The organism is Rothia mucilaginosa (genome assembly GCF_964210535.1).
GTDB lineage: Bacteria > Actinomycetota > Actinomycetes > Actinomycetales > Micrococcaceae > Rothia > Rothia mucilaginosa_F.
Genome location: NZ_CAXOMR010000004.1, coordinates 86,861 through 99,134 on the forward strand (window position 1 = coordinate 86,861; position 12,274 = coordinate 99,134).

At 56.9% G+C, this 12,274-nt stretch carries 9 protein-coding genes; 2 read left to right on the forward strand and 7 right to left on the reverse strand.

Annotated elements, in window-relative coordinates:
* Positions 1 to 129 precede the first annotated feature (129 nt).
* The 5 genes from AB8C10_RS02700 to AB8C10_RS02720 all read right to left on the reverse strand — a co-directional run bounded on the left by AB8C10_RS02700 (position 130) and on the right by AB8C10_RS02720 (position 7,283).
* Positions 130 to 2,223 carry an ABC transporter ATP-binding protein gene (locus AB8C10_RS02700; protein ID WP_314672892.1) on the reverse strand — a complete coding sequence of 698 codons (2,094 nt, stop codon included), beginning with the start codon at positions 2,221 to 2,223 and terminating at the stop codon, positions 130 to 132.
* Positions 2,223 to 3,224, reverse strand: a complete 1,002-nt coding sequence (locus AB8C10_RS02705; RefSeq protein WP_005507216.1) for an ABC transporter permease — start codon at positions 3,222 to 3,224, stop codon at positions 2,223 to 2,225. Before AB8C10_RS02705 ends, AB8C10_RS02700 begins: the two co-directional genes overlap by 1 nt.
* Positions 3,221 to 4,216 (reverse strand): ABC transporter permease, encoded by a 996-nt coding sequence (locus AB8C10_RS02710; protein WP_005507218.1) that lies wholly within the window; start codon positions 4,214 to 4,216, stop codon positions 3,221 to 3,223. The genes AB8C10_RS02705 and AB8C10_RS02710 overlap by 4 nt, the downstream gene beginning before the upstream one ends.
* A gap of 526 nt (positions 4,217 to 4,742) precedes the next feature.
* Complete coding sequence (locus AB8C10_RS02715; protein WP_368866762.1) at positions 4,743 to 6,485, reverse strand: MDR family MFS transporter; 1,743 nt, start codon at positions 6,483 to 6,485, stop codon at positions 4,743 to 4,745.
* Between the two features lie 126 nt (positions 6,486 to 6,611).
* Complete coding sequence (locus tag AB8C10_RS02720) at positions 6,612 to 7,283, reverse strand: TetR/AcrR family transcriptional regulator (RefSeq protein WP_304274324.1); 672 nt, start codon at positions 7,281 to 7,283, stop codon at positions 6,612 to 6,614.
* A 113-nt stretch (positions 7,284 to 7,396) separates the two neighbouring features.
* Between AB8C10_RS02720 and cls the strand changes: the two genes are divergently transcribed.
* Both cls and AB8C10_RS02730 read left to right on the forward strand, forming a co-directional pair.
* Complete coding sequence (gene cls, locus AB8C10_RS02725; RefSeq protein WP_049340251.1) at positions 7,397 to 8,875, forward strand: cardiolipin synthase; 1,479 nt, start codon at positions 7,397 to 7,399, stop codon at positions 8,873 to 8,875.
* Between the two features lie 62 nt (positions 8,876 to 8,937).
* Positions 8,938 to 9,495, forward strand: coding sequence for a hypothetical protein (locus AB8C10_RS02730; protein ID WP_368866763.1), 558 nt, complete (start codon positions 8,938 to 8,940; stop codon positions 9,493 to 9,495).
* Positions 9,496 to 9,621: 126 nt separating this feature from the next.
* Here the strand turns inward: AB8C10_RS02730 and AB8C10_RS02735 are convergent, their stop codons facing one another.
* Together AB8C10_RS02735 and AB8C10_RS02740 are read right to left on the reverse strand one after the other, a co-directional pair.
* Positions 9,622 to 10,722, reverse strand: a complete 1,101-nt coding sequence (locus tag AB8C10_RS02735) for a YdcF family protein (RefSeq protein ID WP_368866764.1) — start codon at positions 10,720 to 10,722, stop codon at positions 9,622 to 9,624.
* A gap of 253 nt (positions 10,723 to 10,975) precedes the next feature.
* Positions 10,976 to 12,172 (reverse strand): RNase H family protein, encoded by a 1,197-nt coding sequence (locus tag AB8C10_RS02740; protein ID WP_368866765.1) that lies wholly within the window; start codon positions 12,170 to 12,172, stop codon positions 10,976 to 10,978.
* Positions 12,173 to 12,274 lie beyond the last annotated feature (102 nt).

Sequence of the window (12,274 nt, forward strand, 5' to 3'; positions counted from 1 at the left end):
GTCTCACCAGGTGACAATCTCAAGCTGCACGCGCCTCACCAGTACCGGGCATTAAAAAACCCGAGGGGCGAATATTCAACGAATATTCGCCCCTCGGCACACATGCGACTTATTCAGCCGACTCTAGAGCTACACCGTAGCGGCCTCAGCCTCCGGGAAGTAGCAAGCATAACCGTGATCCTGGCCCTCAACGGGGGTCAGTTCCGGCATCTCCTCCAGGCAACGACGCTTCTTGTCCTCAGGCAGCAGCTTGAAGACCGGGCAACGGCTCGAGAAACCACAACCCTTAGGCGCGTTCACCGGAGTGGGCAGGTCGCCCTCAAGCATAATGCGGTGGCGCTTTGCCTCAACCTCGGGATCCGGAACCGGAATCGCCGAGAGCAGTGCACGGGTGTACGGGTGAATCGGGTTGTCGAACACCTGGTCGACGTCACCAATCTCAACAATACGACCCAGGTACATCACTGCAACGCGGTCGGATGCGTGGCGAATCACCGCGAGGTCGTGAGCAACCATCAGGTAGCTCAGGCCCAGGTTTGCACGCAGCTCCTCCAGCAGGTTGATCACACCAGCCTGGACGGACACGTCCAGTGCGGACACCGGCTCATCCAGAACCACGAGCTTGGGGTTCACAGCAAGCGCACGAGCAATACCGATACGCTGACGCTGACCACCAGAGAACTGGTTCGGGAAGCGGTTCACGTGGTCAGGCTGCAGACCCACAATGTGCATCAGCTCGATGACGCGCTTCTTGATGTCTGCCTTGTTCATGCCCTGGTTTTCCAGGGGCTCAGCCAGCACCTCGTAAACGGTGAAGCGCGGATCCAAAGCACCGGTGGGGTCCTGGAACACCATCTGCTGGTTCTTACGCAGCTCAAGAATCTCACCCGCGGACTTGCCGTCCTTGGTGGAGGTTCCGTTGATCAGAATCTCACCGTCGGTGTTCTTGTTGAACTCCATGATTTCCAGCAGGGTGGTGGTCTTACCACAACCGGACTCACCCACGATGGAGAAGCACTCACCCTCACGAATGTCGAAGGACAGGCCGTTCACAGCCTTCACAGTGCCCACGCGGCGCTTAATCAGCGCACCCTTCATGAGCGGGAAGTGCTTCTTGACGTTGCGAACCTCCAGGACGGGGGCACGCTCCTCACGCGGAATACCGTCGTACTTCGATACCGGGGGCTCCGGAACCGGGTACAGCTCGTCAGCGGTCTTACCGACCAGCTCCTGAGAGATGGTGCAGGAGGAGTAGTGGCCCTCGCCAACGCCTTCCAGCAGCTGCAGATCGGGCTCGCCGTTGGAGTCCTGGCAGCACTGGCCACCGCTCTTAGCGATGGGGCAACGCGGGCGGAAGGAGCACGCGGTCACCGGGTTAATCAGGTTCGGAGGGGTACCCTCAATCGGAACCAGGGAAACCTTCTCGGAACGGTCCACACGCGGGACCGCACCCAGCAGACCGATGGTGTACGGGTGGGAGGGATGCTTGTACAGGTCCTCTGCCTTCGCAATCTCCACCGGCTTACCGGCGTACATCACCAGAATGTCGTCAGCCATACCAGCCACAACACCCAGGTCGTGGGTAATCATGATGGTCGCTGCGCCGGTCTCATCCTGAGCCTTCTGCATAACCTCCAACACCTGCGCCTGAATGGTCACATCCAGTGCGGTGGTGGGCTCATCGGCGATGAGCACGCGGGGGTCATTCGCAATCGCCATAGCGATCATGATGCGCTGACGCATACCACCGGAGAACTCGTGCGGGAAGGAACGCAGGCGGTCAGCCGGCGAAGGAATACCCACCATACGCATCAGTTCGATGGAACGGTCCTTGATAGCCTGCTTGCTCATGCCCTTGTTGTGGACCTTGAGCACCTCAGCAATCTGGTCACCAATGGTGTACACGGGGGTCAGCGAGGACAGCGGATCCTGGAAAATCATAGAGATTTCCTTGCCGCGGTATGCGCACATTTCCTTATCGCTCAGACCCAGCAGCTCGGTGCCGTTGTACTTAACCGAACCGGTGATGTCAGCGGTGGTCGGGTGCAGGCCCATGATCGCCATGGAAGCAACGGACTTACCGGAACCGGACTCACCCACAATACCCAGGGTCTTACCGGGGTACAGGTCAAAGTTCACACCGCGAACAGCGTGCACGACGCCATTCTCAGTGTTGAAGCGGACGTTGAGGTCCTTAACGCTCAGAACGGGAGAGGTACTCATTAGTTCTTCGCCTCCTTTGCAGCGGCAGCGGGTGCCTCTGCCTTCTCGTTCTTCTTGGACTTCTTGATCTTACCGACCGACATCGAAGTCGGGTCGAATGCGTCACGCAGACCGTCGTTCATGAGGGCCAGCGGACCAACCAGCAGGAAGAAGAACAGAACCGGGAACCAGAACATGTGCGGCAGGGTGTTAATCTGCTGCGAAGCATCCGAAATCAGCGAGCCCAGCGAGTAGTTGGGGTACTTAATACCGATGCCGATGAAGGAGTAAGCGACCTCAGAGAGCACAGCGCCCATGATGCCGCTGGTGAAGTTCAGAACCAGCAGGGAGCCAATGTTCGGAACCAGGTGGCGCATCACAATCTTGAAGGGGTGCACACCCATGTAGCGTGCAGCCTTCACGAAGTCGCGGTTGATGAGGGACTGCGCCATTGCACGAATAACACGGGCGCTACCCATCCAGCCGAAGGCAATCAGCACTGCAGAGAGCAGAACCCAGGTGGGGACGCTCTTCTGAATCTGCTTACCAACCTGACCGTTAATCAGAATTGCCAGAATCAGCAGCGAGGGAACCATGATCAGGGTCTCGAGGATGAACAGCATAATCTTGTCAATCCAGCCACCGAAGTACGCCATCACACAACCGTAAACTGCGGAGATGAACACAGTGGCCAAACCGACGACCACACCAATCTGGAGAGAGGTCCAGACGGCCTCAGACATCATGGCGAACACGTCATTACCCGCGATGGTGGTACCGAACCAGTGCTCGGCCGAGGGGCCTTCACCCAGCGCCATGTAGTCAATGTCGTTGGGCTTGTACTTGGTCAGGTACTTACCGAACAGACCGAACAGACCCATGCCGATGAACACGCACAGACCGAAGACTGCAGCCTTGTTACGCAGGAAGCGGCGCAGAATAATAACGCTCTTGTTGATGACCTTGAAGTCACCGTTCTCCTGTACCACCGGTACGGAGGAAGTTGCAGTTACCTGACTCATGAGATCCTCACTCGGGGGTCGACGATGGTGGTAGCGATATCAGCGATGATCGCACCGACAGCGAACAGTGCAGAACCGTACGCGAGGGTCACGGTCGCAGCGTTCACGTCCTGCGCGGAAATGGAGTCAATCGACCACTTACCGATACCGGGCCATGCAAAGACGGTCTCGGCGAAGAATGCACCCGCAAAAATCATCGGAATCTGGTACGCGATGGACTGTGCCACGGGGATGAAGGAGACGCGCAGTGCGTGGCGAGTAATCGCCTGGTTACGGGTCAAGCCCTTAGCACGAGCGGTACGCACGAAGTCAGCGTTCACGTTATCGAGCAGGTACTGACGCTGTGCAATCTGGTAACCAGCCCAACCGAAGATGGTCATACAGAAGGTCGGCACGACGTAGTGCGCCGCCATATCCATGGTGATTTCCCAGAATCCGGTCAGACCCGGAGTCGAAATACCGGTCACATAGAAAATCTTCTCTCCACCATTAGCAACGGCGATGTTGTTGATAGTGGTCGCGCCCTGCTGCACCACGAAGTAAGCAACGGGAGCGGGGATGATGTAGACCAGGTAGGAGTAACCGGTGATAACACGGTCAGAGAACTTGTACTGGCGAGCTGCCGAGTACACACCCAGGGCAATACCAATCACAATCGAGAGAATGGTAGCCACCAGCAGCAGGCGGGTAGAAACCCACACGCGCTGGCCAAATTCCTGGTTAATGTACGCGCCGTTGGGGCTACGGCCCCAATCGAACTTGGTGACCACATTGGTCAGCCACTGAACGTAGCGGTCCCAGGGGTTCATTTCGGGATCGAGACCCAGGGATGCGAAGTTACGGTTCACCTGCTCGGGGCTAGGCTTCGGAACCTTTTCCTGCTCCAAGAGGGCAGGCTTCAGGGCAGTAACCGCTGCAAAGTAACCCATCGTGGTCGTAATAAAGACCATGACGAGGTACGTCAGCGATCGCTGGAGGATGTACCTAAACATGGGACGGTTCCCCTCCTTGTGTAGATGTCGGTGTTAAGGCATGTGTGTCATGCTGTCCTAGCGCACTGCTTCGTGATGACTGTCACTAGGAGCATATGTACTTTATCTTATATAGCCTGTAACACTTCCACCAAACCCACATTGGGCACTTTCACCCCTTAGAACAGCCTGTATGCAAGCTAAAAGGGAGCTGGGTAAAAAAATGCCCCGGAATACCGGGGAAAAGGGGCGGATTAACAATTTTTACGAAAATTTTACATCGGAAACAATTCTCTCGACATAGGGACGTAATAACCTTTTCGATAAGCGCTTTAATGGGGCAAAACACCACGTAAACCCACTATTTAAGGGACTAAACCAACACTTCCAACCCCTAAACCAAGCACTAAGGCACACCTCTTAAGCGCGCTATTTAAGGCAACTCAGCCAAAAACGGCGCCCCGGCACGAGCACACGACTCGCACCGGGGCGCCGCTTATATAGGAAGGCAACGCCTCCGGCGCGCACCTTTTCGTTATCCCTCATTCTAAGAACGCGAGGAGCCGCCATCCTCCGAAGAACCCGCCTCAGGCGAAGCCTCCGAGCTCAACGACTCATCAATACGAGCACGAGCAGAGGCGTGCATGCTCTTCAGAGCCTCAGCATCCTTAGCCGCCATCTCCGGAGTAATCACCGGAATCGCACCGGTCGCCGCACGAGCAACATCAACAGCCGGCTCAGTCTCCAGGGTCGTCGCCAGCGCATCCTCACGAATGAAGAACAGAAGCAGCGTAGAGACCAGGCCCAGCGGCACCAAGTACAGGAACAGCGGAATCAGCGCATCGTTATACGCATTCACAATGATGCCGTGCACCGGCTCCGGCAAAGACGCCACCAGCTCAGGAGTCAGAGACGAAGACGCATGGCTACCCGAAGACTGCAGCGCCTGCTGCGGCATACGCTCAGAAATCAGCGAGGTCAGACGCGAGGTAAACAGACCACCCACCAGCGAGGCACCCACAGTAGCACCCACCTGACGGAAGAAGTTATTCGCAGCCGTCGCGGTACCCACCACGCTCACCGGGAACGCATTCTGAACAATCAGAGTCAAGAACTGCAGGGACATACCCAGACCGGCACCCATCACCGCAAGGTAAGTACAGAACAGCCAGGTCGGAGTCTCAATAGTCACGGTCGACAGCAGGAACAGGCCCAGCGCCACAATCGCGGTACCACTCGTCACGTAACGCTTATAGCGACCAGTCTTCGACACCACGCGACCCGTCACAATCGACACCACCAGCATGACACCCATCATCGGAATCATCAGCAGACCGGCAACCGTAGCGCTCACACCCAGAGCCATCTGCAGGTAGGTCGGGATGTACTCCACAGCACCGAACACCACCACACCCAGCGCCAGCGAAGCACACAGAGTCAGCAGGAAGTTACGGTTCTTGAACAGGTACATGGGCATGACCGGCTCAACCGCACGGTTCTCCACCGGGATGAACACCAGCGCAGCAACCACCGAGAAGACCAGCAGACCAATAATCTGCGGCGAAGTCCACTCGTACTGGTTACCGCCCCAAATCGTGGCAAGCACCAGCGCACTCGTGCCCGCCATCAGAATCAGCGAACCAAGGTAGTCGATGCTGTGCTTCTCACGGTCACGGAACGGGCGGTGCGGCAGCAAGAAAATCACCGCAAGAATCGACAGGATAGCCAGCGGCAGGTTCAGCCAGAACGCCCAACGCCAACCCGGCCCCTCAGTAATCCAGCCACCAATCAGCGGACCAGCCACCGACGAGAACGCAAAAACGCCACCGATAATACCCATGTAACGGCCGCGGTCGCGGGGAGGAATCACATCAGCAATCACAGCCTGAGACAGAATCATCAGACCGCCACCGCCCAGACCCTGCAGGGCACGAGCGAAAATCAGCCAGTTCATGTTCTGCGCGAGCGCGCCAACAATCGAACCCGCCATGAAGGAGACAATCGCGAAAATCAGGAAGGGCTTGCGTCCGAACTGGTCGGAAAGCTTGCCGTAGACCGGCATCGTAATCGTCGAAAGCAGGATGAAAATGGTAATCACCCAGCTCATGTGCTCCACACCGTGAAGCTCACCCACAATCGTGGGCAGCGACGGCGCCAGAATCGTCTGGTTCAGCGAGGACATGAGCATCACAATGACCAGGCCCAGGAACATGGCGCGGATGCGGTTTTTGCTTTCCTGCTTAGCCTCGCCGGCTGGCGGCTGAGGTAGCTTCTTTTCCTCTGTACTCATCGATAATCCTTAGTTACGTTCTATATATGTCTGTTGCGAGTGCCCGCCGGGTTTTTTCGTCTGGTTCCGGCGGGTTTCTGTAGCCCCGTGTATAGCCGGGTATATCCCACGACAGTGAGTCCGCCGCTAAATTGCGGGCCTATTCTGCTCAAACAGCAGGAACTGGAAGGTCTTCACCGTCTGACGGATAGAGCGGGCGACTTCCTCTTCGCTTTCCAAGTTGCGGGCGAATTCCAGTTGGCGGAGTACCGCCGATGCCAGCTGCACCTTCGCGCGGGAACGCTCCCGGAAGTGGTCAGTCAGCGGGTCAGCCGGAGTGCGGCGCGGGAAGGGGCCGCGGCGACCGGCCGCATCAAAAGCAACCCAGTCGATGGTGTTGAGGTACTCGGTGAGCACCTGCTCGCACTTCATGTAGTGCATTTTCATTCGTTTCGCGGACTCGGGGAACTCCTGATAGGGAGCTCGGGGATCCTTGCCCTTGGCGTAGTGGAAGCTCTGGAAAATGACCTGCCACAGAAGGTGGGTTACACGAATGATCGTGTTGTCATCCTCGTGGGCACGGTCTGTTTCGAGGATTTCCTCGCTGACCACCGGTTCGCGCAGACCCAGGACGGCATCCTCTTTAGAGGGGAAGTAGTTGAAGAAGGTACGCGGGGAGACGCCCGCCTCCTGGGCGATTTCTTCAACGGTGGTTCCGCGCATCCCGTGTTCGCGGACGCGTTTGAGGGCTGCTTCGTGGATTGCCGTCCAGGTTTGTTCGCGGCGGCGTTCGCGAAGGCTCTGTTCCTTTTTCTGCATAACTGCAATTATTTCATCACTGCACACAATGCTCAAGTGCATTTTTGGCGTTAAGGCCCACAGCATAGCCAGCTAAGCTCCAGCCCCACACAAAACATCGGCATAATAGAGGGATGAACTTGTTTGCCCCCGCCTATCTCGATTTCCTGCCAGACTGGCTACGCCTCGCACTCGGCATCGCCGATATCCTCATCCGACTCGCAGCCCTCTGTTGGCTCCCCTACAACCGCAAACCCGTGGTTGCACTGGGCTGGCTCATGGCCATCTTCTTCATCCCCTTCGTAGGGTTCATCGCATTCCTCGTCTTCGGCTCCTCGCGCCTGCCCGCCTACCGCCGCGCACGCCAACACGCCATGAACGACTTGATCCGCGAAGTCAGCGAGAACAAGCCCTTCCTCACCCGCACCGACGACCTCTCCGACCCCGCAAAGGCAGCCAGCCAGCTCAACTACACCCTGGGCTCACTCCCCCTGGTCGGCGGCAACCAATTCACCCTCCACACCGACAACCACGAGGCAATGGTCGCCATGGCGGAAGAAGTCGACCGCGCCACCAAATACGTGCACTTCGAGTTCTACATCACCGCCTACGACGAGGCGAGCGCAGTCCTCTGGGACGCCCTCTTCGCAGCCCACGAACGCGGTGTACAGGTGCGCGTACTCCTCGACCACATCGGCTCCCGCAAATACCCGTCCTATAAGAAACTCGTGAAAATGCTCAACGACTCGGGTATGCAGTGGCGCCTCATGCTGCCGCTCAAACCGTGGAAACTCAAGTGGCAGCGACCCGACCTGCGTAACCACCGCAAGGTCCTCGTCGTGGACGGACGCGTCGCGTTCTCCGGTTCGCAGAACGCTATTCACCGCTCCTACGACATGCCCGAAAACATTAAGAAGGGCTTGGAGTGGAAGGACCTGACCTTCTCCTGCACCGGCCCCATCGTTGAAGAGCTCAACGCCGTTTTCGTCTCCGACTGGTACTCCGAAACGAACCAGCTGATCCTGGCAGAAATTAACACCAATATCCCCTACTACAAGGATGGGATGCGCGCCCAGGTTGTGCCCTCCGGCCCCGGTTTTGAAACCGAAAACAACCTGCGCCTCATTAACTACCTGATCTACAACGCCGAGCGGCGTATTACCATCTGCTCGCCCTACTTCGTGCCCGAAGAGACCCTACTGCAGGCACTCACGAACGCCGCCTACTCCGGTATTGAAACCACCGTGATTGTGTGCGAGAAGGGCGACCAGTTCCTGCCGAACATGGCGCAGCGTTCCTACTACGAGCAGCTGCTGCAGGCGGGTGTGCGTATTCTGCAGTACCCCAGCCCGACCGTGTTGCACTCCAAGTTCATGATGGTCGACGACGAAATTACGTTCATTGGCTCGTCCAATATGGACCCGCGTTCCTTCTCACTGAACATGGAAGTGTCAACGTTCGTCATTGACCGCGGCATGGTCGCGATGCTGGATGAAGTATGCGCCGAATACGAGCAGGTCTGCACCGAGCTGCTGTACACCCAGTGGGCGGAGCGCCCGCGCCGCATCAAGATGGTGGAGAACCTCTGCCGACTGTGGTCATCGCTCCTCTAAGCTATTTGTCACACACTCGGGGGTCTGAGTTTTCATCCCCGCACCCGCCAAAGGACTATCGAATGCCCCTTCTATTCCGTAAAGCACGCCGTAAATTCGCTGAACTCGATGCGCACGATGTAGCCCACCGTATCTCCGCGTACACCTACGGTAATTTCTTGGTGCTGGCGGCTCTGTTGAGCATTCACGACGCGAACGCGATCTTTGACGGCACCGCGATCCTCTACATTACGGGTACCGGTCTGACCACCTATATTGCCCACGTCATCTCAGAAATGCAGGAGTACCGGGTGCTGCACGGCGGCACCCCGCCGCGAGATTTCGTCAAGCACGCGCTGGGCAACGCGAGCCCTATTCTGGGTACGACTGTGTACCCCGTGGCGCTCCTGATTCTGGCGGCATTCCTACCGCCCGGCGGCACCTACGACATTATTTTTGACTGCACTATTATTCTCTGTCTTGTGACCGTGGTGTGGCGTATTTTTAGCCTCAACTTCGCGATTGCTCGCTACCGCGGCGAGCCAATCTGCTGGCGTACTGTCCGAAGCGCCGTGTGGCTCACCCTCGCCGTTATTGTTCTCGCGATTGTGAAGATTATGTTCACCCACGCTGGTAAATAACCTAAAAGCTCCCCCCCTGAGTTCGATTGATTCGACGCTCAGGGGGAGCTTTCGTTTCCCCCGCATTCTTTTCCCACGCACCATTGCAGGATGCGCGGGGCTACCAGTAAGAGCCGCTGCTGGAGGCTACATCGGTTCGCCCGGACCCACCAGGCCGAAGGAGTACATCCACCAGACAAAGAGAGCCACCGCAATGTAGAGAACCGTGCACGCGCTCAGCGTGATGATGTGGCGGCGGCGCGTCATGCTCAAGTAGCCGATGAACTCGCGGATAAACGCGTTCACCGCAAAATACACCTTCGTCGGTGCGCCTGCGCCCCAGCACTTCAGACCCAGCGAACGCGCCAGCAGCAGCGCACGGAACAGGTGGTAGCTGGTTGTTGCCACAGCAACCTTCGGGGTCTTCCCCTCGGCGACCTCGGGCATCAGTGCGTAGGAGAAGAGCAGGTTCTCGCGGGTGTTTACCGCACGGTCCTCCACAATAATGTCCGCCTCGGGGACACCGCGGGCAATAGCGTAACGGGTCATTGCCACGCCTTCGGGAATCTTTTCATCCGCGCCCTGGCCGCCAGACATAATCAGCTTCGAGCCGGGGTTCTTACGGTAAATTTCAATACCGCGATCAATACGCGCCGCCAACAAAGGAGTTACCTGATCGCCCATCAGACCCGAACCGAGAACCACCACATAGTCAGCCTGCTTGCGGAAATTAACCAGGTTCAACGCAGCCGCCACGGTAAAGCCCACCGCGTAAATCGTGAAATAGGTCAGCACCAACGAAAAATAGAAATAAATAGTGCCCCACACGCCGCCCAGCGGAACATTCTCCGCCGGGCCGGGAACAAAGAACGGGCCCACAATCAGTGCCGCGCCGGCAACCAACGCCAAAGAATTAGTAAGCGAAAAACCCTCACGAACAATGAGGCGAATACCGCTATAGAGGAAAAGACCGGTCAAGCCCAGAGGCGTAAAAATCGAAAGAAACGCCGGAATAATAACAATAAGGAACGCCAGCACCAACAAAATCTGGTTCTCCGACACAATAGCCGTCACACCCAGGCTCATACCCAGCAGCCCCACGGTAGCAATCAGCAACCAGCCCACGAACACGCTACGGCGTTCCCGCAGGTAGAGGCCAATAAAGCCGAGAAGGCACAGCGCCGTCAGGGCATACAGCACCACCAGCGGATTAAAGGGAGACGAGTCGGGAGGAGGAAGAAAAGACATATAAGGGTCCCAAAAAAATAAGTGTGTGCCCGCTAAAAATCGGGAGAATCGAAAATTCTTCACACAATTCTATCCCGCCTCTATCCCCACCACCCTAAACCTGCTTTGGGTAGAAGCGCAGGTATAAGCGCCGGCAGAAACACACAGCCGCCAAAAGGGCGAAAAAGGCAAAAAGAAACACGCGACACCTCCGTCATCGCATACCCTCGTATGCGGCGAATGTATCGCGCGTTCATTTCTACCCTGGACTAGTTTAGCGCCATAAACGGTTTCCCGTGTGGATTGAAGAAGGTTTAATCTGCAACCACTCCGGCGCAAGCAGGCGAACAGCCTTCGCACAACCCGCCAAAGCAGTAATAATCGACTCGCAACGCTGATTAAATTCGCTCTGATGACGCTTATCCACAATCTGCCCCGGAAAATGGCGATGCATCTTCGACACAGAATCGCTACTCTCCTGCAAACCGTGGCCCGTATGGCCCGGAACATGCTTCACCAGCACACGCTTCTCACGGATATCCTCCGTCAAAGCGCTCATCTGAGCCACCACACGCTCGTCCTGAATACCCTCAGAAGCCCAGGTCTCAAAAGCCCAACGGCTATGCGCCAAACGCAACACAAACGTCAACGCACCCAACGAATCTGTATGAATAATCAGGCGGCGCGAACCGCTATGGAACACCGTATAAGCCGCCAACATTGCAGACAGCTCACCGGTCATAATATTCACGCCATCATAGTGGGCATGAAAATAGAAGCCGTCCTCACTTACGCCGGCGATGCCCATACGGCCGCCACGCTGATACTTCTTATTGTGAGTCGAACGGAACGAACAATCCGTGAAAACGCTATAGTCCTGCAGCTGATCCAGCGGTCGAGGGGTCAGCGCCTCCTCCACCATCTCATCCACAGCGGTACGTGCAGCGCACACCTCAGCCTGCACCCGCTCATACGCGGGCGTGCCGGCAAGCTTCACATGCACTTCCCCCAAAGAATGGTTATCGTACGGGTCCAGCACCTTCTCAAAGGCGCGGTACTCCATGATCGCCTTCAACTGGTCACAGTCACGGAAAAGCTGCTTCAAATTCTTACGATCCGCAGCAATCGTCACCAGGTTCTGGCGGTACTGCTCCGGAACAACATCCCACGCCGAGAGCACGGCGCGACCCAGCAGACGCGGATGCACCTCATCGCAGCACTCCATGAGGGAATGGACGTGGGTAGAGAGTATCTGCTCCTCATTCACCACAGTGCGAGTGCCGTCCTGCTTAGAAATAAAAACCACCGTTGACAAGGCGGAATAACAAAAGCCCTGTGCCTTACGATGCTCCTGAGCCACCGCAATCACAGCAACGCCCTGATCCGTGTAACCGGCAGGGTACGAGGCGCTATAGTCGGGTGCCTCCCAGGTCAGGGTACATCGTTTGATGTGCGCCGGTGAAAATCCCATGAGTGTCACCCCCCATGCGTGCCATACCGCTTCTCCTTCCATTCGTGCGGTGTATCGTCCTCATTCTTTTATAGGTCGAACAGAAAGAGACACGCAAATATA

Bases quoted from the DNA above. Each gene is read 5' to 3' on its own strand.
- AB8C10_RS02700 (WP_314672892.1), bottom strand. From the start codon at position 2,223: ATGAGTACCTCTCCCGTTCTGAGCGTTAAGGACCTCAACGTCCGCTTC.
- AB8C10_RS02705 (WP_005507216.1), bottom strand. From the start codon at position 3,224: ATGAGTCAGGTAACTGCAACTTCCTCCGTACCGGTGGTACAGGAGAAC.
- AB8C10_RS02710 (WP_005507218.1), bottom strand. From the start codon at position 4,216: ATGTTTAGGTACATCCTCCAGCGATCGCTGACGTACCTCGTCATGGTC.
- AB8C10_RS02715 (WP_368866762.1), bottom strand. From the start codon at position 6,485: ATGAGTACAGAGGAAAAGAAGCTACCTCAGCCGCCAGCCGGCGAGGCT.
- AB8C10_RS02720 (WP_304274324.1), bottom strand. From the start codon at position 7,283: ATGCAGAAAAAGGAACAGAGCCTTCGCGAACGCCGCCGCGAACAAACC.
- cls (WP_049340251.1), top strand. From the start codon at position 7,397: ATGAACTTGTTTGCCCCCGCCTATCTCGATTTCCTGCCAGACTGGCTA.
- AB8C10_RS02730 (WP_368866763.1), top strand. From the start codon at position 8,938: ATGCCCCTTCTATTCCGTAAAGCACGCCGTAAATTCGCTGAACTCGAT.
- AB8C10_RS02735 (WP_368866764.1), bottom strand. From the start codon at position 10,722: ATGTCTTTTCTTCCTCCTCCCGACTCGTCTCCCTTTAATCCGCTGGTG.
- AB8C10_RS02740 (WP_368866765.1), bottom strand. From the start codon at position 12,172: ATGGGATTTTCACCGGCGCACATCAAACGATGTACCCTGACCTGGGAG.